This is a genomic window from Nocardia sp., from assembly GCF_025465275.1.
Classification (GTDB): Bacteria; Actinomycetota; Actinomycetes; order Mycobacteriales; family Mycobacteriaceae; genus Nocardia.
The window spans coordinates 15,396-42,232 of sequence record NZ_JAODNK010000186.1 but is presented as its reverse complement, the minus strand read 5'-3'; the positions used below and the strand labels follow the sequence as shown (position 1 = coordinate 42,232).

General features: G+C 66.1%; 27 protein-coding genes. 15 read left to right on the top strand and 12 right to left on the bottom strand.

The window, feature by feature from the left end; translation table 11 throughout:
- Positions 1 to 3: 3 nt before the first annotated feature.
- The gene (locus JWN03_RS38565) at positions 4 to 453 is read left to right on the top strand and encodes a PTS sugar transporter subunit IIA (RefSeq protein ID WP_297626134.1); all 450 of its coding nucleotides are present in this window, start codon (positions 4 to 6) and stop codon (positions 451 to 453) included.
- A gap of 79 nt (positions 454 to 532) precedes the next feature.
- Here JWN03_RS38565 and JWN03_RS38560 read toward each other — a convergent pair whose 3' ends face one another.
- Together JWN03_RS38560 and JWN03_RS38555 are read right to left on the bottom strand one after the other, a co-directional pair.
- The gene (locus JWN03_RS38560; RefSeq protein ID WP_297626131.1) at positions 533 to 1,243 is read right to left on the bottom strand and encodes a GntR family transcriptional regulator; all 711 of its coding nucleotides are present in this window, start codon (positions 1,241 to 1,243) and stop codon (positions 533 to 535) included.
- A 61-nt stretch (positions 1,244 to 1,304) separates the two neighbouring features.
- On the bottom strand, positions 1,305 to 1,655 hold the full coding sequence (locus tag JWN03_RS38555) for a hypothetical protein (protein ID WP_297626128.1): 351 nt from the start codon (positions 1,653 to 1,655) through the stop codon (positions 1,305 to 1,307).
- Between the two features lie 98 nt (positions 1,656 to 1,753).
- Between JWN03_RS38555 and JWN03_RS38550 the strand changes: the two genes are divergently transcribed.
- Positions 1,754 to 2,719, top strand: a complete 966-nt coding sequence (locus JWN03_RS38550; protein ID WP_297626126.1) for a quinone oxidoreductase family protein — start codon at positions 1,754 to 1,756, stop codon at positions 2,717 to 2,719.
- Here the strand turns inward: JWN03_RS38550 and JWN03_RS38545 are convergent, their stop codons facing one another.
- The gene (locus JWN03_RS38545) at positions 2,720 to 3,325 is read right to left on the bottom strand and encodes a TetR/AcrR family transcriptional regulator (RefSeq protein WP_297626122.1); all 606 of its coding nucleotides are present in this window, start codon (positions 3,323 to 3,325) and stop codon (positions 2,720 to 2,722) included.
- Between the two features lie 86 nt (positions 3,326 to 3,411).
- Between JWN03_RS38545 and JWN03_RS38540 the strand changes: the two genes are divergently transcribed.
- Positions 3,412 to 4,890 carry an FAD-dependent monooxygenase gene (locus JWN03_RS38540; RefSeq protein ID WP_297626119.1) on the top strand — a complete coding sequence of 493 codons (1,479 nt, stop codon included), beginning with the start codon at positions 3,412 to 3,414 and terminating at the stop codon, positions 4,888 to 4,890.
- 207 nt (positions 4,891 to 5,097) lie between these two features.
- On the top strand, positions 5,098 to 6,561 hold the full coding sequence (locus tag JWN03_RS38535) for a hypothetical protein (protein ID WP_297626116.1): 1,464 nt from the start codon (positions 5,098 to 5,100) through the stop codon (positions 6,559 to 6,561).
- Positions 6,562 to 6,608: 47 nt separating this feature from the next.
- Here the strand turns inward: JWN03_RS38535 and JWN03_RS38530 are convergent, their stop codons facing one another.
- A complete protein-coding gene (locus tag JWN03_RS38530; RefSeq protein WP_297626114.1) occupies positions 6,609 to 6,899 on the bottom strand; it encodes a hypothetical protein in 291 nt (96 codons plus the stop codon).
- Positions 6,900 to 7,325: 426 nt separating this feature from the next.
- On the opposite strand from JWN03_RS38530, the gene JWN03_RS38525 reads away from it, so the two are divergent.
- The 3 genes from JWN03_RS38525 to JWN03_RS38515 all read left to right on the top strand — a co-directional run bounded on the left by JWN03_RS38525 (position 7,326) and on the right by JWN03_RS38515 (position 9,382).
- Positions 7,326 to 8,213 carry a helix-turn-helix domain-containing protein gene (locus JWN03_RS38525; RefSeq protein WP_297626111.1) on the top strand — a complete coding sequence of 296 codons (888 nt, stop codon included), beginning with the start codon at positions 7,326 to 7,328 and terminating at the stop codon, positions 8,211 to 8,213.
- Complete coding sequence (locus JWN03_RS38520; RefSeq protein WP_297626109.1) at positions 8,210 to 8,413, top strand: DUF397 domain-containing protein; 204 nt, start codon at positions 8,210 to 8,212, stop codon at positions 8,411 to 8,413. Before JWN03_RS38525 ends, JWN03_RS38520 begins: the two co-directional genes overlap by 4 nt.
- 456 nt (positions 8,414 to 8,869) lie before the next feature.
- On the top strand, positions 8,870 to 9,382 hold the full coding sequence (locus tag JWN03_RS38515; protein WP_297626106.1) for an LppP/LprE family lipoprotein: 513 nt from the start codon (positions 8,870 to 8,872) through the stop codon (positions 9,380 to 9,382).
- Between the two features lie 65 nt (positions 9,383 to 9,447).
- Here the strand turns inward: JWN03_RS38515 and JWN03_RS38510 are convergent, their stop codons facing one another.
- Together JWN03_RS38510 and JWN03_RS38505 are read right to left on the bottom strand one after the other, a co-directional pair.
- The gene (locus JWN03_RS38510; RefSeq protein WP_297626103.1) at positions 9,448 to 10,242 is read right to left on the bottom strand and encodes a G1 family glutamic endopeptidase; all 795 of its coding nucleotides are present in this window, start codon (positions 10,240 to 10,242) and stop codon (positions 9,448 to 9,450) included.
- A gap of 171 nt (positions 10,243 to 10,413) precedes the next feature.
- Positions 10,414 to 10,770 (bottom strand): winged helix-turn-helix transcriptional regulator, encoded by a 357-nt coding sequence (locus JWN03_RS38505; RefSeq protein ID WP_297626100.1) that lies wholly within the window; start codon positions 10,768 to 10,770, stop codon positions 10,414 to 10,416.
- 65 nt (positions 10,771 to 10,835) lie between these two features.
- On the opposite strand from JWN03_RS38505, the gene JWN03_RS38500 reads away from it, so the two are divergent.
- Both JWN03_RS38500 and JWN03_RS38495 read left to right on the top strand, forming a co-directional pair.
- Positions 10,836 to 11,465 (top strand): NADPH-dependent F420 reductase, encoded by a 630-nt coding sequence (locus tag JWN03_RS38500; RefSeq protein WP_297626098.1) that lies wholly within the window; start codon positions 10,836 to 10,838, stop codon positions 11,463 to 11,465.
- A 98-nt stretch (positions 11,466 to 11,563) separates the two neighbouring features.
- Positions 11,564 to 12,244, top strand: a complete 681-nt coding sequence (locus JWN03_RS38495) for a hypothetical protein (RefSeq protein WP_297626095.1) — start codon at positions 11,564 to 11,566, stop codon at positions 12,242 to 12,244.
- Positions 12,245 to 12,295: 51 nt separating this feature from the next.
- On the opposite strand, the gene JWN03_RS38490 is transcribed toward JWN03_RS38495, so the two are convergent.
- Positions 12,296 to 13,282 carry a heme o synthase gene (locus JWN03_RS38490; RefSeq protein WP_297626092.1) on the bottom strand — a complete coding sequence of 329 codons (987 nt, stop codon included), beginning with the start codon at positions 13,280 to 13,282 and terminating at the stop codon, positions 12,296 to 12,298.
- A 392-nt stretch (positions 13,283 to 13,674) separates the two neighbouring features.
- Here JWN03_RS38490 and tkt point away from each other — a divergent pair, with 392 nt between their 5' ends.
- From tkt to JWN03_RS38460, 6 genes are all read left to right on the top strand, one after another.
- Positions 13,675 to 15,819 (top strand): transketolase, encoded by a 2,145-nt coding sequence (gene tkt, locus JWN03_RS38485; RefSeq protein WP_297626089.1) that lies wholly within the window; start codon positions 13,675 to 13,677, stop codon positions 15,817 to 15,819.
- A 5-nt stretch (positions 15,820 to 15,824) separates the two neighbouring features.
- Positions 15,825 to 16,958 carry a transaldolase gene (gene tal / locus JWN03_RS38480; RefSeq protein ID WP_297626087.1) on the top strand — a complete coding sequence of 378 codons (1,134 nt, stop codon included), beginning with the start codon at positions 15,825 to 15,827 and terminating at the stop codon, positions 16,956 to 16,958.
- A 2-nt stretch (positions 16,959 to 16,960) separates the two neighbouring features.
- Entirely contained in the window at positions 16,961 to 18,523 is a 1,563-nt protein-coding gene (zwf, locus tag JWN03_RS38475; RefSeq protein ID WP_297626084.1) for a glucose-6-phosphate dehydrogenase, read from the top strand.
- A complete protein-coding gene (gene opcA / locus JWN03_RS38470; protein WP_297626081.1) occupies positions 18,520 to 19,428 on the top strand; it encodes a glucose-6-phosphate dehydrogenase assembly protein OpcA in 909 nt (302 codons plus the stop codon). The genes zwf and opcA overlap by 4 nt, the downstream gene beginning before the upstream one ends.
- The gene (gene pgl, locus JWN03_RS38465) at positions 19,421 to 20,155 is read left to right on the top strand and encodes a 6-phosphogluconolactonase (protein WP_297626078.1); all 735 of its coding nucleotides are present in this window, start codon (positions 19,421 to 19,423) and stop codon (positions 20,153 to 20,155) included. The genes opcA and pgl overlap by 8 nt, the downstream gene beginning before the upstream one ends.
- A gap of 592 nt (positions 20,156 to 20,747) precedes the next feature.
- Positions 20,748 to 21,443: a L,D-transpeptidase family protein gene (locus tag JWN03_RS38460; RefSeq protein WP_297626074.1), complete on the top strand. Its 696-nt coding sequence runs from the start codon at positions 20,748 to 20,750 to the stop codon at positions 21,441 to 21,443.
- 27 nt (positions 21,444 to 21,470) lie between these two features.
- Here the strand turns inward: JWN03_RS38460 and JWN03_RS38455 are convergent, their stop codons facing one another.
- The 5 genes from JWN03_RS38455 to JWN03_RS38435 all read right to left on the bottom strand — a co-directional run bounded on the left by JWN03_RS38455 (position 21,471) and on the right by JWN03_RS38435 (position 26,778).
- Positions 21,471 to 21,926, bottom strand: a complete 456-nt coding sequence (locus JWN03_RS38455) for a hypothetical protein (protein WP_297626072.1) — start codon at positions 21,924 to 21,926, stop codon at positions 21,471 to 21,473.
- A gap of 112 nt (positions 21,927 to 22,038) precedes the next feature.
- A complete protein-coding gene (locus JWN03_RS38450; protein WP_297626069.1) occupies positions 22,039 to 22,692 on the bottom strand; it encodes an RraA family protein in 654 nt (217 codons plus the stop codon).
- Between the two features lie 280 nt (positions 22,693 to 22,972).
- The gene (locus JWN03_RS38445; RefSeq protein WP_297626066.1) at positions 22,973 to 24,352 is read right to left on the bottom strand and encodes an acyl-CoA dehydrogenase family protein; all 1,380 of its coding nucleotides are present in this window, start codon (positions 24,350 to 24,352) and stop codon (positions 22,973 to 22,975) included.
- A 59-nt stretch (positions 24,353 to 24,411) separates the two neighbouring features.
- On the bottom strand, positions 24,412 to 25,962 hold the full coding sequence (locus tag JWN03_RS38440; protein ID WP_441343139.1) for a DUF4185 domain-containing protein: 1,551 nt from the start codon (positions 25,960 to 25,962) through the stop codon (positions 24,412 to 24,414).
- A 141-nt stretch (positions 25,963 to 26,103) separates the two neighbouring features.
- Positions 26,104 to 26,778 carry a hypothetical protein gene (locus JWN03_RS38435; RefSeq protein ID WP_297626063.1) on the bottom strand — a complete coding sequence of 225 codons (675 nt, stop codon included), beginning with the start codon at positions 26,776 to 26,778 and terminating at the stop codon, positions 26,104 to 26,106.
- Positions 26,779 to 26,837: the final 59 nt, after the last annotated feature.

The following is a 26,837-nucleotide window of genomic DNA, read 5'->3' as shown; positions in this document are numbered from 1 at the left end:
GCCGTGAGCACGCAGATTCTGGCGCCCCTGCAAGGCCGCGCCATCCCTCTCTCCGAGGTGCCCGACCCGGTGTTCGCGGCGGAGATGGTCGGCGCGGGCGTCGCCATCGAACCGCCCGATACCGATGAGCCGATCACGGTTGTCGCGCCGATTTCCGGCGCCATCGCGAAGCTGCATCCCCATGCCGCCGTCATCCTCAGCGATGCGGGCATCGGCGTGCTGCTGCATGTCGGCATCGACACCGTCGGCAAGACGGATCTGTTCCAGATGCAGGCCGCCGAAGGCGACCGCATCGAGGTTGGACAACCTCTGGTTACCTTCTCGCCGAATGCCATTCGCCGCCTGGGGCTCAGCGCCGCCGTGCCGGTCGTGGTGATGGACACCGCGCCGGGTTCGGCGCAGAACGCGGCATCCGGAGCGGTGACCGCGGGCGAGGTCCTCTTCTCCATCTGAGCGGACAACGAACTGAACCCCGGCCTGAATCAGGCTGGGGCTCAATCATGTTCGGTACAGCACTGAGTTCGGTTGCGGCTCAGTCGTTCTGACTGCCGTCGCCCGCCGAAACAGTCATGTAGACCTGGTATCGGTCTGCGCGGTACCAGGATTGGGCATGTTCGACACACCGGTCCCGCGAGTACGACATGCGATCGAACGCCAGCAGCGGCGAACCGACATCGGTGCCGAGCCAGCCCGCATTCCGCTCGTCCGAGGCCACCGCGCGCACCGTTTGATCGGCACGGTCGACGGGGCAGTCGTACTCACGATTCAGCAGCGAGTACAGCGATTGCGTCAGATCATGATCGAGCAGTCCCGGCAGCAGATCGGCCCGGTACCAGCCGTCGTCGATGGAGATGGGCAGCCCGTCCGCGAGCCGTAGCCGCACCAGGTGGAATGCCTTGTCCTCGGTCCCGATCCCGAGCGCGGCGATCGAAGCCGGCGGCGGCACACCGACATCGGTGTGCAGCACCACGGTGCTCGGTGTGCGGCCCAGCCGTCGCATGTCCTCGCTGAAGGAGGCCATATGCAGTCGTGAGCGCGCGACGCGTTCCGCGACGAAGGTGCCTTTACCCGGGATGCGGGTGATGACGCCCTCGGATTCGAGCTGGCCCAGCACCTCTCGCACCGTCATCCGGCTGACCCGGTAGTCGTCGCAGAGTTGCCGTTCACTGGGCAGCATTTCGCCGGGGCGCAGCGTTGCGCACAGGGTCGTCAGCGCGGAACGCAGCTGTGCCTGTTTTGTCACTCGACCGGACACGATGTCCTCTGTGAGCGCGCGCCCCCCGCGTGTTGCGGGTTCATTCGACCTACTTCTCGTTGCGTGCCTTGGGGAATCGCTTCTGCTTGGCTACCCAGCCTGCCATCTTGGCCCAGTGGCCCTTGGCGGGGGTGACGGTGGAGATGAGTTCGCGGTTCCACTCGTCGGCCTCGGTGAGTCCGTCGACGGCGGCGACGAGCGCCTTGGCGGTCTCCAGATCGCCGACGACCCGATCGCCGAGAACGCCGTCGGAGCCGACGAGGGTGACCCGGACGCCGATGCGGCCGACGGGCTGCAGCACCGCGGTGGCGGACCCACCGTGCTCGGCGAGGAATCCCTTCACCGAATCGATGACGGACGGCGACAGCTTGGCAGGTGCCGGTGCGGCGGTAGCGCTCATATCGGCCAGTTTACCCACGGGTAAAGCAGACTCCATGAAGCGCCGGTGTTCCCTGCGTCGCGCACGACCCGGCGGCAGGGCGGGTGTAGAACAGAGACATGCGCGCCATCGAGGTTTCCGAGCACGGCGGTCCCGAGGTTCTCCGGTCGGCCGAGGTAGCGGACCCGCAGGTCGGGCCCGGGCAACTGCTGGTCGACACCGAGGCGATCGGCGTCAATTTCATCGACACCTATATTCGCACCGGGCGCTATCCGACGCCTGTGCCGTACATTCCGGGCGCCGAGGGCACCGGCGTGGTGGCGGCCGTCGGGCCGGACGTCACGGAGTTCCAGGTCGGGGATCGGGTGGCATGGGCGACCGCGCCCGCCAGTTATGCCGAGAAGGTGCTGGTTCCTGCCGAGTTCGCGATTCCGGTACCGGCCGGGGTGCCCGCGCCGGTCGCGGCTTCCGCACTGCTGCAAGGCATGACGGCGCACTACCTGATCGAGTCGATCTACAAGCCCGAGATGGGTGAGACCGTGCTCGTGCACGCCGGGGCGGGTGGTGTCGGGCTGATCCTGACGCAGCTGCTGGCCGCGCGCGGGGTGCAGGTGATCACCACCGTGTCCACCGATGATAAAGAGAAGCTCTCCCGTGACGCGGGCGCCGCCGAGGTGCTGCGCTACGAGGACGACATTGCCGCGCGGGTAAGGGAACTCACCGATGGGGTGGGCGTGGCGGCCGCTTACGACGGGGTCGGCGCGAACACCTTCGAGGCCAGTCTGGCTTCGCTGCGGGTGCGCGGCATGCTGGCACTGTACGGCGGGGCCAGCGGTCCGGTGCCGCCCTTCGATCTGCAGCGGCTCAATCCGGCCGGATCGCTGTTCGTGACGCGGCCGACACTGGCGGACTATGTGCGCGATCGCGCCGAATTGCTCTGGCGCGCAGGCGACATCATGAATGCCATTGCCGACGGAACCTTGAAGATCCGGGTCGGCGCGAGCTATGCGCTTGCCGACGCCGAGCAGGCGCATCGGGATCTGGAGGGGCGCAAGACAACCGGATCGGTTGTGCTGCTGCCCTGATCAGGTGATGTCGCGGCCTGTCAGGCCGCGGTAGATGAAGCGGGTGAGCGCCTCGACGGCCTGTTCGTCGGTCAGTTCGAGCGTGCCGTCCTCGACGGCCTGCAGTAGCGCGCTCGTCGCCAGGAACATGATGGCGAGGCTGACGTCCGGGCTACCGGGAAGTTCCAACCCGGCGGCGGGAAAGCCGTCGAGATGGTCGCGGATGCCCATGCGCTGCTGTGCGCCGAAATCGCTGACGATGCGGGCGAAATCCGCACTGACCAGTGCGGCTTGGGAGGTGGCGCGCAATACCGCCCAGTTGTGGCGAGTGAAGCTCCAGTAGTTGTCGACGTGGTAGCGCACCGCCTCCGGATCGGTGAAATCCGGTTTGTGGTCCGGCGATTCGGCGGAGACATCACCTTCGGCCTCGAGGTCGTTCAGCAGCGACTGGAGCAGCTCCTCCTTGCTGGAGAAGTGGTTGTAGAACGAGCCTGCCGCCCGGCCGGCCGCGGCGGTGATATCGGTGATCTTGGTATTCAGGTAGCCGCGTTCGGCGAAGAGCCGGCGCGCGGCACTCTTGAGCGCCTGCTCGGTCTCTGTCGATCGCTCCTGACGTCGCCCAGTCATTCGAACCACCTCCTTGACAGCGGAAACTACCATCCACAATACTGAATCCACATTCAGTGAATTGCTATTCAGTTATTGGAGTTGCCATGTCGCCGCAGGTACTCATCGCAGGCGCCGGTCCCACCGGCCTCACCCTCGCCATCGATCTGGCACGTCGCGGTATCGCGGTGCGCATCGTGGATCGGGCCGAGAAGTTCTTCGACGGCTCGCGGGGGGACGGTATCCAGCCGCGCACGCTCGAGGTGTTCGACGATCTGGGCGTCCTCGACGCGGTGCTGGCCGCGGGGATCCCGCAGCCACTCATGAAGGTGTTCCTGGGTGGGGAGTTCGCCATGGAGCGGCGGATGACCGAACCGAAGGAGCCCACTCCCGATGTGCCGCACCCGAATCCGTGGGTGCTCGGGCAGTCCGATACCGAGGGGATACTGCGGGAGCGGCTGGCGGAATTCGGTGTGAAGGTCGAACTGGCCACGGAGCTGGCGGATTTCGCCGCCGACGAGGACGGGGTGACGGTCACGCTGACGCACGGCGGGGCGAGCGAGACCGTGCGGGTGGACTACCTCGTGGGCGCGGACGGCGGGCGCAGCACGGTGCGCAAGGCGCTCGGAATCGCGTTCGAGGGCACCACCGACGAGTCGATTCGCATGCTGCTCGGCGATATGCGCGCCGATGCGCTCGATCACGAGTACGGGTACTGGTTCGCCAACCCGGAGGATCCGATGGAGGGAATCGCCATGTCCCCCTTGCCGGGTGGGCGCAAGTTCCAGTTCGCGGCGCCGATCAGCGACGAATCCGATGCCGATCTGGCGGTGCTGCAGGAGTATCTGGAGCGGCGGTCGGGCCGCACCGACGTCACACTGAGCGAATTGAGCTGGTCGACGGTGTGGCGGCCGAATATCCGGCTGGCGGAACGCTTCCGGGTCGGGCGGGTGTTCCTCGCCGGTGATGCCGCGCATGTGCATCCGCCGACCGGCGGGCAGGGGCTCAATACCGGTGTGCAGGACGGCTACAACCTGGGGTGGAAACTCGAAGCGGCGCTGCGGAATCCGGGGGCGGAGAGTGAGCCGCTGCTCGATTCCTATCAGGCCGAGCGGCGCGCGGTCGCGGCGCAGGTACTCGGGCTGAGCTCGGCGCTGCTGGACAAAACGGTCAAGGGGGATCCGAACGCCATGGATCGCGAGGGCACCCAGCAGTTGGATCTGAGCTATCGGCAGCTGTATGCGACCGATGCGGCCGATGCCGAGGGGTTGCTCACCGGCGATCGCGCCCCCGATGCGCCGCTGGCCGACTCGGCCGGGCAGGCGGTCAGCCTCTTCGACATGTTCCGCGGGCCGCACGCGACGCTGCTCGTTTTCGGACCGTTGCACGCCGTGGAGCCGGGTGAGGGCGAGAGCACCTCGTTCGGACAGCCGACCAGGGTGGTGCGGGTGGTGCGACCGGGGGCCGTGACCGGCACGCACGACCTGACCGATCCCGAGGGGCACGCCTACCGCGCCTACGGCGCCGCCGATGGAACACGCGTGCTCATCCGTCCCGACGGCTATGTCGGGGCGCTGCTGCGGTAGCAATCGGACATTCCGGCCGGTTGCCCAGGCCTCGACCGCAACCGGCCGGTAGGGGCTCCCCCTGCGCGGCGACCGGCCGAACCATGCAGAATGATCTTGCTGCCGCGCAAAACAATTCGCCGCGACCGCGCAGCGCGACACGTAAGGTGGTCGCGGCGACCGTTCGGGCGGCCGAAGGGTAAAAGCATCGGTCAGAGGTGGTCTGGGATGTTGGTGAAGGTCCGGAACGATGACCCGTCGCGGTTGTCGGCCACCGAGCGCACCGTGGTGAACTGGCTCAAGTCGTGGAGCGGGCCGCACGCCGTGCCCGGTATCGCCATAGTGCAGTGCCAGGACGCCGACATCGTGGTGTGGACGCCGCAGACCAGTGTGGTGGTGGGAGTGCACGGTTTCACCGAGCGCGTCACCGGCACCCTCTCCTGCGCCGAGAACGAGCCGTGGACGGTCGACGGCAAGCCCGCGCCGATCGACGGCGACGCCAACCCGCTCGAGCGGGTGCTGCAGCAGACCGTGGGCCTGGCCGGCCAATTGCGCTCCGCGCCCGGCCGGGAGCATGTGCCCGTCAGCGGACTGGTGCTGCTCTGCCCCCAGCTCGGCAGCCGCGTGAAGCTCGAAAAGGGCGCCCTCCCACCCGGTATCGACGTCCTGATCGGCGACGGCCCGTCCTCCCTGCGCAACTACTTCACCAGCCTCGCCGAGGGCGCCGACCCGTCCTGGGACGCCGCACAGGTCGGCCAAGCGCTGGGCGCGCTCGGATTCGCCGCCGCCGCAACCTATTCCGACCTCGTCTCGGAAGGTTTCCCGCCGCCCGATTCGGCCCGGACCTCCGCTCCCCCGCTGTCCGCCGCCCCCACGGTCGTGGTCCCCTCGGTTCCCGTCCCTTCCCCCGAGCCCCCAACTCCCCCGGCGGTTCCTGCCGGCCCGCCCTCCGGCGCCCCGGCAGGCCCGCTCCCGGGCGCTCGAGCGGGTCGGCCTTCCGGGGCCCAGCCCGGTCCAGGAGCCGGCCGCGCCATACCCGGCGGCGCACCCGCCGGTTCCGCTGGCGGCGCTCCCACCGGCCCCGGCCGCGATGCCCCACCCGCACAACAATTCTCACAGCCCGCAGGCCGCCGTCCGGCAGCAGGCGCCGAAATCGCCAGCGCCGCAGCAGCAGCCGCCGCCTACCGCGCAGTCACCGGCGGCGCCCCCGCCCCCCAGCAGCAATACGCCCAAGGCGGCTCCCCGCAAGGCCCCTCCGGCCCTCCCCCCGGCGCCCAGCGCCCCCGCCAGTTCCAGCCCCAGTCCCCACAGCCCGGATGGCAAGGCGGCCAACAATCTCGCCCCCAACAGGGCGGCCCGTCCCCCGAAAACGGCCCCCAGACAAGCTATTCCGGCCAGTCCCAAAACCCCGCCCCCGGCTTCCCCCTGTGGTCCGACCCTCAGCACCCTCCCAAGGCAGCCCGCCCCCGCCGCCGCCGCGACCTCCCCATAGTCGGCGCCCTGGTCCTACTGGTCCTCATCCTCGCAGTAGCCGCCATGTGCACCGGCCGCACCACAACCACCAACAACAAACCTCGCCCCGCCCAAGAATCCACCCTCACCCACCAGTCCACCACCCCCACCACCACAGACCCCACCATCCCCCAAACCACCATCGCCCCAGCCTGCTTCCCCCTCCAACCAGGCTGCTGAGGCCAGCGCAGCTGCCGCAGTTCAGGGGCCGCGCCGATCACGCAGCTTCAGTTGAGTGCGACTCCGTCGATCAGGACGGCGAAGATCGCTGCGTCCCATGGATCGGCCTCGGCACCATCGAGTATGGCGTCTAAAAGCGGTGCACTGGAGAGACTTCCGGTGCCGTGATGACCGGCTGCGCGGGCACTGACGATGACGGCATGGATGACCGCTGCGTAGATCTGGGACCGGGGCTGGACGACGGACCTCCCTGATGCCTCGACTACTCGCAGGCGGGCTTCAACTGCGTCGATAACCTCGCGCAGGACATCGATTTCAATTTTGCGCAGGCTGTCCATGTCAGAACCCCGGCAACGTGTGAGGTCCGAACGGACCGGAGCGCTCGGCCGCGAGGCACACCTGTATTTCGGCGACGGCCAATCCGCTGCGAGGTCGGAGAGCTCGGCTCGTGGCGGGGGCAGCGAGCGTCAACGCGGCGATTACCGCCGTGGCAAGCGTGATAGCAAGGACGGCATTCATTTCCATACCTCCGGCCCTCGATGGTTGTGTGCGCCCGGGTTGCTTCTCGAATCGAAGAGGCCGTACCGGACGCATCTCATGCAACCCGGAGCGCAGAGTGCCGTGACACCGATTCGGAGTCTCCGAACCGGATTCGCCGAAATGCCTGAACAGTCACCGATTCCAGTGGGACCCTTGCACCGAAGCGAATGAACAGAGCTGCCCGAAGCGGGGATATGTCACGCCCCGAAACGGAGGTTGCGACCATGCATGATGCCGATGTGGGTTCTACGGTTCCGTTGCGCCAGCTCGGACGGTTGATGCTGGAGTGGCGCAACCGAGCAGGCCTCAGCCAGGCGAGAGCGGCAGTGCTACTGGAGATGGGCGCGACCAGTCTTGCACGTATCGAGAAGGCCGAAAACTCGCGCATCAGAACCTCCGTCATCAAGGAAGCCTGCGGGATCTATGGGGTTCCTGCGGACGTCGCCGAGGGAATGATCGGGCTCGCTCAACAAGCCAAAGTGAAAAGCTGGTGGCATTCGTACAGCGATCTGATGCCGAAGAATCTTGATGTGTATGTGGGGTTGGAGGCCGCGGCTGTCGGGATCGCCTCGTACCAGCCCGATCTGATCCCAGGCCTGCTCCAAACGGAGCAGTACGACCGTGCCTTGTTGCGCCAGCGGTGGCCGGACGATTCGGAGGAAGAACGCGATCGACGGGCACAGATCAAGCGGCATCGCCAAACAACGATCCTGCGGCGAACCCGTCCGATGGATCTGGACATCGTGATCGGACAGGCCGCCCTGCAGCGCATCGTCGGCGAACCGAAGACCATGGCGAACCAATTGCGCTATCTCGCCGATACCTCTACGCGAGAGAACATCTCGGTCCGAATCCTGCCGTTCGAGGCAGGATTTCCGGGAGGTCTCTCGATGCTGCCGTTCGTGATACTCGACTTCGGGACTCCACCGCGTGGAGAACCAACAGAGCCGCCTGTCGTGTATCTGGAAGGCGCCGTCGGCAGTATGTACCTTGAGGACGGTAATGACGTGCGGTTCTACCATCACGCGCACGAAGACATCCACCAGGCAGCTTTGGACGAAGTAGCCAGCCGAAACTTGTTGAGACGGCTAGCAAGGGAGTTGGCACCGTGAACACGAACCCATGCGGCACAAGGTGGTTCAAGAGCAGTTACAGCCAAGCCGGTGGCGAATGTGTTGAGATCGCGTTCCTCGGCCACGGCGAGGTCGGTGTTCGTGACTCGAAGAATCCGCAATGTGCGGCACTGGTATTCGGTGGAGCGGAGTGGGATCGGTTTGCCGGGGCCGTTCGCTCCGGCAAGTTCGACCGCTAGGACTGTCGATACTGCACTGCCGGGCGGCGAGTGGCGCTGGCTTGCCCATATTCTTTGGGGCACAGGAAGTTTGGGGGTCACGGCGCGAACTCCCGGTTAACACGGAGTCGGGTCGGTCCGATATTCAGGTTGTCCTTCCGGAGGTGCGGGAGTCGGGAATCGGGTGCCGGTGAGCAGGTCGTACCTTCGGCGAGGACACCGTTTATCCGGATGTGCCGGAACGACTTTCGAGGGGATTTCATGAAAGCCATGACGGCTGTTCTTGTCGCGGGTGTTGCGCTGGCCGTGAGTGCTTGCGGGACTACGACTTCGCAGTCCGCCGGTACCACGACGACGTCGCGTGTGGTTGCGACCCCGGCATCGTCACAGGCCACGCAACCGGGGACCCAGCCGGGTCGGACCACCGATGCTCCGAACAGTGGCGGCTCCGCGCCTACCACCGGGGATCCGGGCCCGGTGTCGACCATCACGGGGGATCAGCAGCCCGCGCCGGGCACCGCCGTTGACCAGCAGCCCGCGCCCGGTACACCGGTGGCGAGCACCGTCGCTGCTCCGATCGGGAGCGGCCACAACCTGTGCTTCGACCTGAATTCCGAACTCGCCCACAACGCCGTTGCCCGTTTGGCCGCAACATCGGCCGGCCCCTGGCAAATCGAGAGTGCGAGCAACGATCCGATCGCCGACGGGTGTGACGGCGTGCTGTCGTGGCTGACCGTCACTTCCGGCAATATCCACCCGTACACCCACGTCATGTTCTTCACCAACGGCACGTATTTGGGCACCGCCACCTCCCAGCCGTACGGCTACACCGAGGTGCTCGGCAAGTCGCGCACTGTCGTATCGGTGCGCTACCGCTGGGCGAAAGCCGATGACGCGCTCTGCTGCCCGCAGGGCGGACCGAGCATCGTGACCTTCACTCTGAACGGCACGACCGTCCAGGCCAACGGCCAGTTCCCACCCAGCAACTGACAGTTGAGTAATCCCGAGGGGCGGTCGGCGGCGGCCGCCCCTCGGAACGATTGGGGCGCTTCGCCTCAGGGCGAGGGGATCGTGAAGGAATCGTCTGTTATCGGGGTGGGGCTGATGTGGGGTGCGGCGATCGATAGTGACTGGGGGTTGTAGGTGGCGAGGGGGCGGCCGTCGGCGGTGACGCCGGTGAAGGTGACGGAGGTGAAGCCGGGGACGTTGTACGGGATGCCCTCGACCACCGCGAGGGCTGCGGTCGGGATTACCGGGCTTTGGAAGGTTGCTCCGTAATGCCAGCCCTGGGTGGTGTCGGCGACTGCCAGGTGGTAATTGGTTCGGCCGTCCCAGGTGATGGTTGCCGCTACCTCGTCGCCCGGGATGGTCGGCGGCGTATTCCAGCGATTGTCCGGGGTGTCGGCATCCGGGGTCGGCATTCCCTCCTGGTTACTGAAGGAGGGGGTCTCGAAGAATCCGAAATAATGCGGCACTCCGGCGTCGCACTCGCCGATGGTTCCGGTCTGGATGAGCGTGCGGTCCCCGCCCGGACCCATCCCGACCAGCCCGATCCATGGGCCGAAATGCGGAATCATCAGGGTTCCGAGCGCGGCACCGGGATGGGCGAGCAGGCCGGGCACGCGGAAGACGGACCCACCGGTCAGGACCGAATTGACCACACCGTTCACCGCGCCACCGAGGTCGCCGAAGGGCGGGCACGTGAGCGTCGGCATCTTCCACTGCGCGGAGAGAACCTTGAATGACGGAGCAACGGCGGCATATCCGCTGTAGTTGTCGCCGCCGGGACTGATAGGGCTGATCAATGGTGCGGGAGGAGGCGCCGGCTCAGCGGCCGCCGATGGCGTCATAGCCATCATCGGGACAATTCCCACAGCCAGTAGCCATCCCCGCCGACGTATTCCCGAATCGCTCCGACTCATCATTGAATCCTCCCCCGGTGAGAATCGAATCCGCTGCAGCAGCGCGGCGAACGGCTCGAATCTACCTCGGCGAATCACCAACCTGCGGAATGGATTACGTCACACGCCGCGCAGCTCAGAGGCTGGCGCGTCAGCGCGGTCCTGGGCTTCCATTACCTCGTCGCCGTGGTCGTGGGCCCATTGGGCGATGAGTTCTATCGGGCCGAGCAGCGAATGGCCGAGGGGTGTCAGGGCGTATTTCCCGGCGGTCCGGGTGAGGAGACCGTTGTACTCGAGGCGGCGCAGGGTCTCGGTGAGAACTTTCGCACTGATGCTGCCGACTCGGGTGCGAAGTTCGCTGTGGCGCAACGGGCCGTGGCGCAGCGCCCACAGTGCGACGCCGTTCCAGGTATTGGACAGCAGATCCAGACCCAGCCGGGCGCGGCAGTCGGCCAGCACCTGGTTGCCGGGAACCATATGGTAATCACCGTGCTGCCTAACGTCTTCCACGTATCCATCGAACCATGTGAGGAGACAGGCAAATGCGGATCGGCATTCTCGGAACGGGCAATATGGCGGAAGCGCTCGGCGGGCAGTGGGCCCGGGCCGGGCATGAGGTGCGAGTCGGCGGGCGCAGCGCCGAGCACGCGGCGGAACTCGCGCAGCGGATCGGCGCGGTGGCTGGTTCACTCGCCGAGGTTGCTGCTTTCGGCGAGGCATTGCTGCTGGCCGTGCCGTACGACGCCGCGCCGGAGGTGCTGGCCGACGCCGGGCCACTGAATGGACGAATCGTGATCGATTGCACCAATCCGCTTGTCCCCGGATCGTTCACATTGAAGACCGATGGCCGTTCGGCAGCCGAGAATTTCGCCGAGCAGTCGGGGGCGCGTGTGGTGAAGGCGTTCAACCTCTGCCACGTGGACGTGTGGCGAATGACGCCGCCCGTATTCGCCGGCCGTCCGGTGGCAGTCCCCCTGTGCGGCGAGCCCGCCGCGGTAGCCGACGCGATCCCGCTGGTCGAGGCCCTCGGCTGCCATCCCATCAATGCCGGCGGCCTCGATCGCGCGGGCCTGTTGGAGGCAACAGCCGCATTCGTGATCGGCATGTGGTTCGCCGGAGAAGACGCGCAGGCGGTTCTGCCACCCCTCGAAGTCGCACACGGCACGGCATAACCGACAGGACCGTCGTTCGCGTACTGGGCGACTGTCCGCATATATGTTGTTCGTCGGGGCCGGGTGATGAGAGAGCGGGTGCTATGCACTGGGATCAGATGTCCGATACGCCGGACGACCTACGTCGGCGGGCTACGCGACTGCGGCGCGGGGTCGGTCAACTGGGGGTGCTGGAGTCGATTATCGATGCGGCGGAAGGGCCTTGGCTCGGCGCAATGGACGCTGACGGGCGCGGCGCGGCGGAATTGCGCATGCATCTGGCCGGGCATTACCGACTGCATGTGGTCGTGACCAGTGCGGGCAAGCTGAGCCTGGTACACGTCAATACGCTCGCGCAGGGGACCACCGGGGAGCGGATCTTCTCCAACAAAATGGCGTTGCGGCGCGGCTGGGACGAAAAAGAGACGATGCCGAAGCAGCCGCAGTGGCTCCACTACGTGGTGACGTGGGTCAAGGCTGTGAGCAGTGAGGTGGATCGCCCCGCGGTGCTGGGGTGGATGCTGGCGGGGGCCGACCGAAACTTGGCCGCTGTCGAAGACGTCATCGACAATCTGCGTGCCAGCCTCGCCGAGCAGGAGCAATTGCGCGACGAACGGGCCGCCGAGGTCGCTGAACTACAGGCTGAGCTGGAAGCCCTCACCACAGATCAGAATAATTCACCACAGCTCCATGCAACCCAGATCGATGCACCTCCGATCGAGACACCCCAGATCGATGCACCTCCGATCGAGGAGCCACAGATCATTGCACCTCAGGTGCACAGCACCTCAGTTCAATAGCAAACTGCCGCCGAGCCTTTGGGCCCGGCGGCAGTTTCGTTTTGTCGATGGTCACCCGAAGGCGATGTGCCCCAGCGTGTGCCACCCCATGACCGAGTCCACGGCCAGACCGCAGAACACCACCGCGAGATAGTTGTTCGACTGCAGGAACAGACGCAGCGGCTTCACCGGCTCACCGCGACGCACGCCCGAGTACAGCTGGTGCGCCATCAGCAGGAACCAGGCGCCCGCGACAATCGCCACGGCGGCGTAGATGGCGCCGGCGGCCGGAGCCAAAGCCAGCGTGGCCAATACGGTCAGCCAGGTGTAGATGACGATCTGCTTGGTGACGACCTCTTCGGTGGCCACAACCGGGAGCATCGGAACGCCCGCGGCCTTGTAGTCCTCCTTGTAGCGCATGGCCAGCGCCCAGGTGTGCGGCGGCGTCCAGAAGAAGATGACCAGGAACAGCACGATCGCGGGCCAGCCGATCGTCCCGGTCACCGCGGACCAGCCGACCAGGGCGGGCATGCAACCGGCCGCGCCGCCCCACACCACATTCTGTGAGGTACGGCGCTTGAGGCCGAGGGTGTAGACGAAGACGTAGAACAGAATCGTCGCGACGACCAGCACACCGCTGAGCAGATTGGCCTGCCACCACAGCCAGGCGAAGGAACCCAGGCCGAGCACGATGCCGAAGATCGCGGCATTGCGCGTGGGCACCGCCTCACGAGCGAGCGGACGCTTGGAGGTCCGCTTCATCACCTTGTCGATATCGGCGTCCGCGACACAGTTCAGCGTGTTCGCGCTGGCCGCACCCATCCAGCCACCGAACAGCGTGACGAGGATCAGCCGCAGATCCGCATGCCCGCGATCAGCCAGCAGCATGGTGGGAATCGTTGCTACCAGCAGCAGCTCGATCACGCGGGGCTTGGTGAGCGCGATGTAAGCGAGTACTCGCCTGGTCGTCGATGCCAGCGGCCCACTGCCTGTGACGCGGTCGGTCAGCACCGTTCCGGAGGAGCCGTGAGCGCCACCCGGCTGTTGCCCAATCCGCACTGTTTCTCCTCGCACGCCGTGCATCTTGATCCGGTCTGGAACAGCAGCGCGCTCGGCCGTTCCCTAGAAAGGAGTCAGTGGCGGCGCGGCTACTACTACAGAGCATGGTAGACCCACGCCGACCGTGCTCTCGTCCAGGTCCGGCGCGGGCGCACCGAGATATGTCCGCGACGGGACCGCAGCCGGGTCACAAACTGGTCCGCACGAGGCTACGAACCACGACACGACGGCCGGTGAACGCGGGTTCCCGCGTGGCGCGGAAACGGCCACCTTTAGGGTGGTGGGTAGTCCGGTGCGCTGTCGGATGATTGAGTCGGCGCATCGCGCATCACCCCGCCAGCGAGCCCGCCGACAACCTCAGTGTTCACGAGAAGGTCAGGAGAACCTCGGTCGTGTCAGTCACAGACGACATCCGCGCCCTCACTCAGCCGCATCACCCCACCGACTGGTCCGAAGTGGACACCAGAGCCGTGGATACGGCCCGGGTCCTCGCCGCGGACGCGGTACAGAAGGTAGGCAATGGCCATCCGGGCACCGCAATGAGCCTGGCGCCGTTGGCGTACACCCTTTTTCAGCGCATCATGCGGATCGATCCCAGCGATCCGGAGTGGGTGGGCCGCGATCGTTTCGTGCTGTCCTGCGGCCACTCCAGCCTCACCCAGTACGTGCAGCTCTACCTGGCGGGCTTCGGACTGGAGCTCAGCGACCTCGAGAGCCTGCGCACCTGGGGCTCGCTGACCCCGGGCCACCCGGAGTACCGGCACACCAAGGGCGTGGAGATCACCACCGGCCCGCTGGGCCAGGGTCTGGCCTCGGCAATCGGCATGTCGATGGCGTCGCGGCGTGAGCGCGGTCTGTTCGATCCCGAAGCGGCGCAGGGCGAAAGCGCCTTCGACCACTTCATCTACGTCATCGCCTCCGATGGCGATATGGAGGAGGGCGTCACCTCCGAGGCGTCCTCGCTGGCCGGTACCCAGCAGCTGGGCAACCTGATCCTGTTCTACGACGACAACCGCATCTCCATCGAAGACGACACCACCATCGCCTTCACCGAGGATGTCGCCGCGCGCTACCGCGCCTACGACTGGCATGTGCAGATCGTCGAGGGTGGCGAGAATGTCACCGGTATCGAAGAGGCCGTCGCCGCGGCGCAGGCCGTGACCGACAAGCCGTCGATCATCGTGCTGCGCACCATCATCGGCTACCCGGCCCCGACCAAGATGAACACCGGCGGCGCGCACGGCGCGGCGCTGGGCAAGGACGAGGTCGCCGCCACCAAGAAGATCCTGGGCTTCGATCCGGAGCAGAGCTTCGAGGTCGACGAAGCGGTCATCGCGCACACCCGCAGCCAGGTCGCCGATCGCGCGAAGGCCGCCAAGGCCGTGTGGCAGGACCAGTTCGACGCGTGGGCCGCTGCCAACCCGGCGAACAAGGCGCTCTTCGATCGCCTGCAGACTCGCAGCCTCCCCGCCGGCTGGTCCGCCCAGCTGCCGACCTGGCCCGCCGACCAGAAGGGCATGGCCACCCGTAAGGCGTCCGGCGCGGTGCTCGCGGCGCTCGCCCCGGTGCTGCCGGAGCTGTGGGGCGGCTCGGCCGACCTCGCCGAGTCCAACAACACCACCATGCCGAACAGCCCGAGCTTCGGCCCGGAGTCGATCTCGACCGGTATGTGGAAGGCCAACCCCTACGGCCGCACCCTGCACTTCGGTGTGCGTGAGCACGCCATGGGTTCCATCCTGAACGGCATTGCGCTGCACGGTCCCACGCGTCCGTACGGTGGCACCTTCCTGGTGTTCTCCGATTACATGCGTCCCGCCGTGCGCCTGGGCGCGCTTATGCGCACCCCGGTCACCTACGTGTGGACGCACGACTCCATCGGTCTGGGCGAGGACGGCCCGACCCACCAGCCGATCGAGCACCTCGCCGCACTGCGCGCCATCCCGGGCCTGAATGTCGTCCGCCCGGGAGACGCCAATGAGACCAGCTATGCCTGGCGCACCATTCTGGAACGTGACTCCGCGGAACGGCATTCGCACTTCGTGCCGTCGGACGCCCCGCACCAGGACGGCCCGTCCGCGCTGGCGCTGACCCGCCAGGATCTGCCGATCCAGGAGGGCACCAGCTACGACGGCGTCCGCAAGGGCGGTTACGTGCTGGCCGAATCCTCCACTGCCACACCGCAGGTGATCCTGATCGCCACCGGTTCGGAACTGCAGCTGGCGGTCGACGCGCGCACCGCGCTCGAGGCGGAGGGTATCGGCACGCGCGTAGTGTCGATGCCGTGTGTCGAGTGGTTCGACGCGCAGGATCAGTCCTACCGCGATCAGGTGCTGCCGCCTTCGGTCAAGGCGCGTGTCTCGGTGGAAGCCGGGATCGCAATGCCCTGGTACCGATTCGTCGGTGATGCCGGTGAGATCGTGTCGATCGAGCATTTCGGCGCCTCGGCCGATTACAAGACGCTGTTCCGCGAGTTCGGTATCACTACCGAAGCCACCGTCGCTGCCGCGCAGCGCTCGCTCGCCAAGGTGAAGGGATAGTCCACATGACCCAGAACCCGAATCTCGCGGCCCTGTCGGCCGCCGGGGTTTCCGTATGGCTCGATGATCTCTCGCGTGGTCGCATCAAGTCCGGCAATCTGCAGGACCTGATCAATACGTGGAGCATTGTCGGCGTCACCACCAACCCGACCATCTTCCAGGGTGCGCTCTCCAAGGGCCACGACTACGACGCCCAGGTCGGCGAGCTCGCTGCCCGTGGCGCCGATGTCGATTCCGCCATTCGCACCATCACCACCGATGACGTGCGCTCGGCCTGCGATGTGTTCGCCGAGGTCTTCAAGGCTTCCGGCGGCACCGACGGCCGTGTCTCCATCGAGGTCGATCCGCGTCTGGCCTTCGACGAGGACGGCACGGTCGCCCAGGCCATCGAGCTGTGGAAGATCGTGGACCGGCCCAACCTGTTCATCAAGATTCCCGCCACCGAGGCCGGTATTCCGGCCATCACGCGGGTGATCGCGGAGGGCATCAGCGTGAATGTGACGCTGATCTTCTCGGTCGAGCGCTACCTCTCGGTCATGGGCGCGTACCTCGACGGCCTGACCAATGCGCACACCGCGGGCCACGATCTCGCCAAGATCCATTCCGTCGCTTCGTTCTTCGTCTCCCGCGTGGACTCGGAGATCGACAAGCGGCTCGAGGCCATCGGCACCCCCGAGGCCCTCGCACTGCGCGGTAAGGCCGGAATCGCCAACGCGCGCTTGGCCTACGCCGCCTACCAGGACGTATTCGACGGCGGCAAGCACACTTCGGTGTTCGCGCGGCTGTCGGCGGCGGGCGGGGCCAATCGGCAGCGCGCGCTGTGGGCCTCGACCGGTGTGAAGAACCCGGATTACCCGGACACCATGTACATCTCCGAGCTGGTGGCGCCGAACACGGTGAACACCGTCCCGGAGAAGACCCTGGCGGCCTTCGCCGATCATGGCGAGGTCGCCGGCGACACCATGTCCGGCACCGGTCCGGCCGCGCAGGAGATCTTCGACAAGATCGCCGCCGCCGGCGTGAATCTGGACGAGGTATTCGGTGTGCTCGAGGTCGAGGGCGTCGACAAGTTCGTGACCTCGTGGGAGGAATTGCTCGGCGCCACCACCGAACAGCTCCAGGCAGCCGGGAGTAACTGACGGTGGCAAACGGCGCAGCGACAACGGCCGCGACGGTGAACCCGCTCCGCGATGGACGCGACAGCCGGGTTCCCCGCATCGCCGGGCCGTGCAGCATGGTGATTTTCGGGGTGACCGGTGACCTGTCGCGGCGCAAGTTGCTGCCGGCCATCTATGACTTGGCGAACCGGGGGCTGCTGCCCCCCGGTTTCTCCCTGGTCGGGTTCGCCCGGCGCGATATGTCCGATGCGGAATTCGCTGCCGTAGTGAAGGATTCGGTGAGTTCTTCGGCGCGCACCCCGTTCCGCGAGGAAGTGTGGGACCAGCTGAAGGACGGATTGCGGTTCGTCCAAGGAACTTTCGAGGACGACGCCGCCTTCCACCGGCTGGCCACCACCCTCAAGGATCTTGACCGGGATCGCGGTACAGGCGGCAATCACGCCTTCTACCTGGCGATCCCACCCACCGAGTTCCCGGTGGTGCTCGATCAGCTGTCGAAGAACGGTCTCGCACAGGCGAAACCGGAGCACGGCAATACTCCGACGTGGCGGCGGGTAGTCATCGAGAAGCCCTTCGGGCACGATCTCGACAGTGCCCGTGAGCTCAATGCCCTGGTGAACTCGGTCTTCCCCGAGCAGTCGGTGTTCCGCATCGACCACTACCTCGGCAAGGAGACGGTGCAGAACATTCTGGCGCTGCGCTTCGCGAACCAGCTGTTCGATCCGATCTGGAATGCCAATTACGTCGATCATGTGCAGATCACCATGGCCGAGGACATCGGCTTGGGCGGTCGCGCAGGCTATTACGACGGTATCGGCGCCGCACGTGATGTGATCCAGAACCATCTGCTGCAGCTGCTGGCGCTGACGGCGATGGAGGAGCCGGTGAGCTTCCAGCCGCGACAGTTGCAGATCGAGAAGATCAAGGTGCTCTCGGCGACCAAGCTCGCCGAGCCGCTGGACGAGACCACCGCGCGCGGGCAGTACACCGCCGGATGGCAGGGTAGTGAGCCTGTTGTCGGCCTGATGCAGGAGGAGGGTTTCGACCCGAATTCGCGCACCGAGACCTACGCCGCCATCACCCTGCACGTGGAGACACGGCGCTGGGCGGGGGTGCCGTTCTATCTGCGCACCGGAAAGCGTCTGGGCCGCCGCGTCACCGAGATCGCGGTGGTGTTCAAGCGGGCCCCGCATCTGCCGTTCGACCAGACGATGACCGAGGAGCTGGGGCAGAACGCCCTGGTGATCCGGGTGCAGCCGGACGAGGGCATCACCATGCGATTCGGGTCGAAGGTGCCCGGCTCCAGTATGGAGGTCCGCGATGTGAATATGGACTTCAGCTACGGCGAAGCCTTCACCGAGGACTCCCCCGAGGCCTACGAGCGGCTCATCCTGGATGTGCTGCTCGGCGTGCCGTCGCTCTTCCCGGTCAACGAGGAGGTCGAATTGGCTTGGCGCATACTCGATCCCGTTCTCGAGCACTGGGCCCAGACCGGTAAGCCCGATCCGTACGAGGCCGGTATGTGGGGTCCGGAATCCGCCGACGAAATGCTCGCGCGCAGCGGGCGGGAATGGCGGCGACCGTGATCATCGATATGCCGGACACCGATACCCGTGAGGTATCCAAGCGGCTGATCCAGCTGCGTGAGGCCAATGGCGTGGTCACCATGGGCCGGGTGCTGACCCTGGTGGTCTGCACCCTGGACAGCTCCGAGGCCGAAGACGCCATCGACGCCGCCAATGACGCCAGTCGCGAACACCCGTGCCGCGTCATAGTTCTCGCACGTGGTGACCGGAATGCGACAACGCGGCTCGACGCCCAGATCCGTGTGGGCGGCGACGCCGGCGCGGCCGAGGTGATAGTGCTGCGGTTGCAGGGCGATCTGGTCAGTCACGAAAGCAGTGTGGTGGTGCCGTTCCTGCTGCCCGACACCCCCGTGGTGGCGTGGTGGCCTCGTGGCGCCCCGGATTTCCCGTCCAAGGATTCGGTGGGCCGCCTGGCGACCCGGCGAATTACCGACGCGACCTTCGCGCCCGATCCGCAGGACACCATCAAGAAGCGCCGCGATTCGTACGCGGCGGGCGATACCGATCTGGCGTGGAGCCGGGTCACCTACTGGCGGGCCCTGCTGGCCGCGGCCCTGGACGAGGCGCCGTTCGAAGACGTTGAGTCCGTGACGGTTTCGGGCCTGCAGGACGAACCCGCACTGGACATGCTGGCCGGGTGGCTCGCCGCCCGACTGTCCTGCCCGGTGATTCGCGAGACCGGCGAGCTGAAGGTGGAGATGCACCGCTCGTCGGTATCGATCTCCATTGCCCGCCCGCAGCACGGCCGCACCGCGACCCTGACCCGCACGGGCGAGCCTGATCAGCGCTTCGCCCTGGCCCGCCGGGAGACCCGCGACTGCCTGGCCGAAGAGCTGCGCCATCTCGACGCCGACGAGGTCTACGCCGAGGCGCTGGTCGGAATCGAAAAGGTGATCTATGAGTAAGCCCGCCGTCGAAACCTTCGCTACCACAGCGGAACTCGTGCAGGCGGCGGCTGCCCGCTTCGTCACCCAGGTGGTGGAGGCGCAGCGGCTGCGCGGCTGCGCGTCAGTGGTCTTGACCGGCGGCGGCACGGGTATCGGCCTGCTCGAATGGGTGCGCAAGGCGCCGGGTGATATCGACTGGTCCAAGGTCGACATCTTCTGGGGCGATGAGCGTTTCGTGCCCACCGGGGATCCGGAGCGCAACGACCTGCAGGCACGGCAGGCGCTGCTCGACCATGTTCCGGTCGATCCGGCCCGGGTGCACCCGACGGAAACCTCCAGCGGCGACTATCCCGATCCGCTGGAGGCCGCAGGCGAGTACTCGGCCACCGTCCACGCGTATCTAGCCGAGCACGGTGCGTTCGATCTGCACCTGCTCGGTATGGGCGGTGAAGGCCACATCAACTCGCTGTTCCCGCATACGGACGCCACCCGTGAGGAACGCGAACTCGTTGTCGCCGAGACGCATTCGCCCAAGCCGCCGGCCGTCCGCATCACGCTGACGCTGCCCGCCATCCGCAAGTCCCGTCACGTGATTCTGATTGTCGGCGGCGAGGCCAAGGCCGCTGCGGTGGTGGCCGCACTCAATGGCGCCTCGCCCCTGGATGTGCCCGCTGCGGGTGCGATCGGCAGCGAGTCCACCACCTGGCTGCTCGACGAGGCCGCTGCCGCCGATCTCCCGAGCTGATTGTTCGCCCAGGTCGGGGGCGTCAAGGCCCCCGACCTGCGGTAGATCGCCACAATGCGCTGTCGCGCAACCAGTTCGGCCATTTCGGTGAGCGAGTCGGCCAGGCTGGGCCGCAGTTGTGCACGGGCCGCCTCCAGTGCCGCGTCGACAGCGGTGGGCGCCACTCCAGGAAACTCCATCCGCAGACGCAGCGCGGAGATTCGGTAGGGTGTCATCGGATTGTCCAGTGCCGCAATTGCTCATGCGAACGCTGTTGGAATACCTCGAGCGTGCTCATATAGACCTAGTCCCTTTGCCGGAAAGCTGCGGTCGGATTCGAGCTGATCCACCGGGGTCCGGGGTGGGAGGCAAGAAGAGCGTGCCGGAGTTGTCGAGCTACTCCGAACGGGTGTGTCGGGCGAAAGATTACGACACTCTGCGCTATCTGAACACCCATTCCGGCGAGTCCTCGGCACCACGCCGAGCTGGTACAACAGTAGTCATCCGACCAGTCCGCGTACCGTGTGACCAGTGCAAACACGGACATAGCCGACAGGCAGAAAATCACTCCGGCTCGCTACGAGGCCATCGGCGCAGACAGTGGGGAGCCTGAATGGGATTGGCGGACAAGGGTCTCCGAGCGCTGCGGTGGACGGTCACCGTGGCCGTCGCGGTGCTCGCCGTCGCGGTGCTGCCCCGGCTGACCGTCGACCGGCCGCCGTTCGACCCGAATACCGTTCCCGGGATGCAGGTTGTCTGGGTCACGGCACCGGCCGGCGCCGATCGCGGGACGCTGGAGCTGTGGCAGCGGAACCGGCTGCGGGACTGGAAGCGCACCTTCGCGGTACCGGCCCGGGTTGGCGCGGAAGGGATTTCGAGTGCGGCAGGCGAGGGCCGGGACTACACACCGGAAGGCACCTTCGCCTTGACCGAGGGCTTCGGCCGCCTCCCCGATCCGGCCGCGCTACTCCCCTACCTCACCGTCGACCCGTCGAATACCTGGTGGTGGGTATCCGACTCCGAAAGCCCCCTCTACAACCGGAAGTATCGGTGCGCCGAGGATGCCTGCCCATTCGACACCGCTATCAGCGAGAATCTCGGCCGGACCGACCCGCAGTACAACCATGCGCTCGTCATCGACTACAACCGCTTCCCCGCGGTTCCGGCCCAGGGCTCGGCATTCTTCGTGCACGGCGATACCGGGGCAGCGACGGCAGGGTGCGTCGCCGTCTCCGAGGACGTCGTCCGCACCCTGCTCGCCACCCTCCAGCCGTCGAAGCGGCCGGTCATCGCGATTCACAGCAGCTGAATCACGCTCCGGCCCAGCAACTCCGGATCAGACGCACACGCCGTTCAGGTTCATGGCGGTGATCATCGTCTGCCCGGAGGCGGGATGCAGGTCGGATGCATCGTCGAAGTAGATCGCGCTGATGATGTGCTGCCCCGCGACGCCGGGAACCCACGGAATGCTGGCGGTGCCGTTGGTGACCGGTACCGTTCCCACCACATTGCCGGAGATGCCGGGCAGGTGGCTGGTGAACTCCACCGAGCCGTGCGATACCGGGGTGCCGTCGGCCATCTTCACCGTCGCCACCGCGGTCTGCCCGCAGCCGACGGAGGCGAGCTTGGCCGGGCCGATCGGTGAGCCGGTCATGCTGACCGTCAGGGTCGGCGTCCCCGCCGCGGCCGCTTGCGGCGCTGCCGCCATCGGTACTGCAATACAAGCCGCTGCGACCGCGATCCCGGCCATGCCGCGCGCTGCCATGCCTCGTGAGAGGTCGAATCCGCTCATCGTGCCCCGTCTTTCGGTGTATCCGGACCAATCGTGGACAGATCTTCGAACCGGTCGCAGGGTATCCGACGTTGGCCCGGCTGCCATGGAGGCGGCGCGGCGAGTATTCGGGTCAGGCGAGGAATTCCAGGGCCGAGTGCTCGCCCCGCTGCAGTGCCTGGGCGTGTGCGGAGATGCCGAGGCAGTCGCTGAGCGTGGCTCCCGCATCCAGCTTCGCGATGACGCGGGCCTCGGCTTGTTTGATGGCGGTGGCGGCAGCCAGCAGTTCTTCCGCTCGCGCCGGGTCGAGTACAACAATGCCTTCATCGTCGGCGAAGATCAGATCACCCGGATTCACCGGCACACCACCGCAGGTCACGCGGACCTGCAGTTCACCGAGCTCGGTGGTGGATCCGGCCATAGGTGTGATGAAACGGCTGTAGATCGGCAGCTCGCAATCGCGGACATAGCCGATATCGCGGTACCCGCCGTCGACAATGATCCCGCCCAGCTCGCGCACCAGCGCCCCGCGCGCGAAAAGCTCTCCGGCCAAGGCGATTTCACTGCTTCCGCCATCAACGATGACAATATCCCCCGGCGCGGCCGACTCGATGGCCCGCAATACCGCGAAGAAATCCCCATAGCACCGGACGGTGAACGCCGGGCCCAGAATTCTGATCCCCGCCGACCGCGGCCGAATCGCACTGTCCATCACCCGCAACGACTTATCAGCATCACACAGCGCAGTCGTATCAACCGAGCGAAACCCAGCGGCAAGTCGTTCCACGAGCACAGGCAATGCCTTTCGGAGTTCGAACCCACATGACTCTCCGACCCTACGTCCCCCGCACCGCTCGAACCCGCCGTTTCACCCGACCTTTCGCCGCCCGGCCAATGCCTCCCGAACCATCAACCGCGCAGCAACACCAATAGCCGGCTGCTCCGTCAGCACCTGAAATGTCTTCTCGCACAGCCGATCAGTAGCCCTCGGTCGCCCGAGAAATGTTAGAGATCGGAGGTCCGGTCCAATGCCGGGTGTGGTGATGATCTACCGCCTGAACGTGCGGCTATCGAGGCGGGCGGAGGATCTTCAGGGCGGCCTTCATGATCGGGCCCGGAACCCGATCCCGCATGTTCAGCGCTGCGGCTGCGGCTTTGGTTCGTATCTCGGTGCCGCGGCCGAACATTTTGTTCAGCGGGCCTCCGGACGGTTCGAGGTCGACGTGGAGGGGTGGTCTGCCTTCGGCAGCGCCCAGGGCGTGGGAGATGACTATGCGCTGGATTTCGCTGGTGCCTTCGAAGATGGTGTACAGCTTGGCATCTCGGTACCATTTCTCCACCGGGTGGTCGGTGATGTAGCCCCATCCGCCCAGTGTCTGTATCGCGCGTTCGGTGGCTTTCACCGCGATTTCGCTGGCCGCCAGCTTCGCCATCGAACCTTCGCCGCGTTCGAAGGGCACACCCTTGGCGGCCATCCAGGACGCCCGCCAAGTCAATAGTCGCGCGGCGTCGATCTGGGTGGCGAGGTCCGCGATCGGGAAGGCGATGCCTTGATTGTCGATGATCGGCGCACCGAAGGCCTCGCGGCGGGTCGCGTAGAAGGTCATGTATTCCAGAGCGGCTCTTGCGATTCCGAGCGCCTGGGCGGCGACCATCGGGCGAGTCTGCTCGAAGGTTCCCAGCGTCACCGAAGCGGATCGGCCGCCGGTGCGGGCCGCCTCGCGGCGCTTGGCCAGCGAATGCTCGAGCTTCTCGACTCCGCCGAGCAGGTTGTCCATCGGCACGCGCACGCTGTCGAATTTCAACTCCGCGGTATGCGAGGCGCGGCATCCCAGCTTGTCGAGCTTTCGTACCAATTCCAGACCGGGTGTGCCGCCGGGTACTACGAAGAGGGCCTGGCCGCGGTGGCCCAATTGCTCATCCACCACCGCGTTCACGACGTGCACATTGGCAATGCCGCCATTGCCGATCCACATCTTGTGACCGTCGATGATCCAGTCGTCACCGTCGCGGACGGCCCGCGTGCGCAGATTGCGCACGTCGCTGCCGCCCTCAGGTTCCGATATCGCGAGCGCCGCGAGCTTCAAATCCCCTGGTGTGCCGAAACATTCGGGCGCCCACCGCAGCATCTGCTCGGGAGTGGCGGCCTGGCCGATCGCCGACAAGGCCAGTGCGGGCATGACAATCGCCAATCCGATGCCGGCGCAGCCCCAGAACAGCTCCTCCATAAACATCGGCAGCGACAATCCGGTCGGGTCGCCGATGAGGTCGCGGTAGAACAGCGGGCTGTAGAAGCCGCGTTTCGCTGCCTCTTCGAGGACCGGCCAGGGGAACTCCTGGGCCTGGTCGTAGTGGGACGCCACCGGCCTGATGCAGTCCCGGGCGAACTCGTGCGCACGCTTGGCCAGGTCGTGCTGTGCTGCCGTGGGTGTCAGGTCGAAGGTCACGACTTGTCGATACCCGGTCAGGGGCCGTCAACACGTCCCGTCACGGATTACCTGCGGCGTCACTTCAGGGTTGCGTGCATGAGGTACACGTTGTAGCTGTTCCACGCCGACACGGTGAAGTACAGGTCCTTGCCCGTGGACCACGGGTGCATGAACCCGCCGTACGCGGTCGGATAGTCCTCGGTACTGAGCAACGGCACCGGATCGGTCCACGCACCCTGCGGTTGCGCGGCGGTGCGCATCACGATCTGCCCACGCGTCACGTCCAGATACACCATCTGCCACTGCTGCGAATCCTGATCGAAACGCACCGACAACTCACTCGCGGTACCGGAAACGATAGGCGTGGCCAGCAATTCGTTCGCCCCGTCCGCGGCCACCCAGGTCCCGTCGATCCAGTACTGGTACGCCGATTTGTTGAGCACCTGATCAGCAGGCACACGGGCCAGGCCGATCACACCCAGGCGCCCATTCGGGGTGCCGAACATGTACGCGTAATCCCCACGGGGCACCATCGTCGCGACCTGGAAACGCCCCAACCCGAACAGGTTGTCCCAGCGCGCCCATTGCGATTTGGTCCAGGTGCGGCCGTTGTCGTCGGAATAGGCGATACCACCGTCATTGGTCCACCACATCCCCGGAATACGGGACCAATGGTTGATCGACATGTACGTCAGATACTGCCGGTCACCGATCGCGAACCCCGACGTCGGGATCGTGGTGTGCTCGAAGTTCTTGATCTTGCGGCTGTCCAGGATCTCCGCGGCATGACAGCGGGAGTTCTGCACGAAATCATCCAGCACCAGACCCTGGGACAGATCATGGTTACTGCTGTAGGCGATCGTGTTGCTGCGCCAGTCCTGCTGATCGGTACCCGCCCCGCCGGCCTGCCAGCCCTTGCCGAAGGTGTCACCGAACACGACCGCGACCTGACCGGGCTTGTTCTCCCACATCAATCCCAGATCGGTGCCATCGACCGACCACCGCATATCGGTACGATTGACCGACCCGTGCCCGGTCACCTGATCGACCAGCTGCACCGCATCCACCTGCCGCGCCGGCACCGGCGCCACCGCGGGCGCCGGCTCCGAAGGTTGCACATCCGAGGTCGGCGGGGCCTGCGGTTCGGGGGCCTCACCGCCGGGCACCGGAATCGGAATCGGTTCCGGCTCCGGGGCGATCTCGATATGCGGCAACGACAAACCACTCCCACTGCCCGTGCCGGCAGGCGCGGTGGCCGGGGCGGGATCGTCCCGAATATCCGGGCACGGGTTGCCACACGGATCCGCCGGCAACGCGGCCGGGTCGATCCGGGTGTTATCGGGTTTGGGTCCGGGCACCTGGACCGTCACGATCTGCGGTATCGGGATCGGAACCTTGATCGTCGCACCCGGTTGCTGCTGCGACGGATCAGGGTTCGGTTGGCGGGCAAGGGGATCGAAACCTGTTTCGCCACAGGAGTTCAGCGGCGGAGCAGCCCACGGTTGGGTAGGACCGGCCATCGCCGGAGCCGCCGGCAGCAACACGGCACCCAGCGTCAGAACACCGGATAGTGCGAGTAACGCGGGGATTTCGGAGTGTGAAAGCTGGCGGCGATGCCGAAATCCCATGAGAGCGCGTTTCCTCGTCTGTAATCGAACCGCGCCACTGTACCCCGATCCGCGCGCTACCGTATCGGTCACCGAATCGGTCACGACCGAGTCGAGGCGCAGGCGTCCGACCGATTCGCCTTATCTGCCGAACCCCCGGGATCAGTTCTGACAGACCGGGTAGGCGGCTGCCGGGTGGCAGTGCGCCGGGCACGCCAGGACGTAGACGATATTGCCCAGCAGTAGTCCGTCATCGAGAGCTGGATAATCGACGGACAGATCGTGCAGGTAGGCGGAGAACTCGAAGCTTTCCGGGATCTGGCAGAGGAAGACCAGATCGGTGCCGCACGCGCAGCGGAAGTGTTCAGCGGCCTGCACCCAGAATGCGGCGCCGCCCACTTTGAAATCCTGCAGCGGCAGGCTGTCGTTGCGGTGGTCCACATCCTCGAATTCATGGACTGTCAATCGGTGCGGCCGTAGGTACGGGTCTGCGGTCGCGGCGGCGACACCATTGCGCTGCAGCAGGATTCGCCAGAACGCATGGTCGTTCTCGGCCGGGTGGTCCCAGAATTCCGGAGGCAGCTGGGTCTCGGACGGATAGCAGGCGTCGCTTTCGACCGGGCATTGGAAGACCAGCAGCTGGTCACCACCGAAGTGCGGCACCCCGGCAGGAATCTCGACCTGGAAGTACAAAGCCATGCGCTCGCCGCAGTCGCACACCGGCCAGGGCTGATCCGCGTCCAAGACGGGCCAGCCCCCGATGGTGTCGCGATCACCTGCGACGGCCGCCTGCCCACTGACGTCGATCACATTGGTCACTGGCGCGGTCGATCCCATTTGCCCTCCGTATTCCGTTGCGCCACAGACAATAAAGCATCCGCATTCGAGGTCAGGGA

Coding starts and splice junctions, on each gene's coding strand:
- JWN03_RS38510 (WP_297626103.1), bottom strand. CDS start 10,242: ATGACGCCATCGGCGGCCGCTGAGCCGGCGCCTCCTCCCGCACCATTG.
- JWN03_RS38440 (WP_441343139.1), bottom strand. CDS start 25,962: ATGGGATTTCGGCATCGCCGCCAGCTTTCACACTCCGAAATCCCCGCG.
- JWN03_RS38530 (WP_297626114.1), bottom strand. CDS start 6,899: ATGGACAGCCTGCGCAAAATTGAAATCGATGTCCTGCGCGAGGTTATC.
- tal (WP_297626087.1), top strand. CDS start 15,825: ATGACCCAGAACCCGAATCTCGCGGCCCTGTCGGCCGCCGGGGTTTCC.
- JWN03_RS38495 (WP_297626095.1), top strand. CDS start 11,564: ATGTCCGATACGCCGGACGACCTACGTCGGCGGGCTACGCGACTGCGG.
- JWN03_RS38460 (WP_297626074.1), top strand. CDS start 20,748: ATGGGATTGGCGGACAAGGGTCTCCGAGCGCTGCGGTGGACGGTCACC.
- pgl (WP_297626078.1), top strand. CDS start 19,421: ATGAGTAAGCCCGCCGTCGAAACCTTCGCTACCACAGCGGAACTCGTG.
- JWN03_RS38435 (WP_297626063.1), bottom strand. CDS start 26,778: ATGGGATCGACCGCGCCAGTGACCAATGTGATCGACGTCAGTGGGCAG.
- JWN03_RS38525 (WP_297626111.1), top strand. CDS start 7,326: ATGCATGATGCCGATGTGGGTTCTACGGTTCCGTTGCGCCAGCTCGGA.
- JWN03_RS38455 (WP_297626072.1), bottom strand. CDS start 21,926: ATGAGCGGATTCGACCTCTCACGAGGCATGGCAGCGCGCGGCATGGCC.
- JWN03_RS38505 (WP_297626100.1), bottom strand. CDS start 10,770: ATGGTTCCCGGCAACCAGGTGCTGGCCGACTGCCGCGCCCGGCTGGGT.
- JWN03_RS38550 (WP_297626126.1), top strand. CDS start 1,754: ATGCGCGCCATCGAGGTTTCCGAGCACGGCGGTCCCGAGGTTCTCCGG.
- JWN03_RS38535 (WP_297626116.1), top strand. CDS start 5,098: ATGTTGGTGAAGGTCCGGAACGATGACCCGTCGCGGTTGTCGGCCACC.
- JWN03_RS38555 (WP_297626128.1), bottom strand. CDS start 1,655: ATGAGCGCTACCGCCGCACCGGCACCTGCCAAGCTGTCGCCGTCCGTC.
- JWN03_RS38540 (WP_297626119.1), top strand. CDS start 3,412: ATGTCGCCGCAGGTACTCATCGCAGGCGCCGGTCCCACCGGCCTCACC.
- JWN03_RS38545 (WP_297626122.1), bottom strand. CDS start 3,325: ATGACTGGGCGACGTCAGGAGCGATCGACAGAGACCGAGCAGGCGCTC.
- JWN03_RS38500 (WP_297626098.1), top strand. CDS start 10,836: ATGCGGATCGGCATTCTCGGAACGGGCAATATGGCGGAAGCGCTCGGC.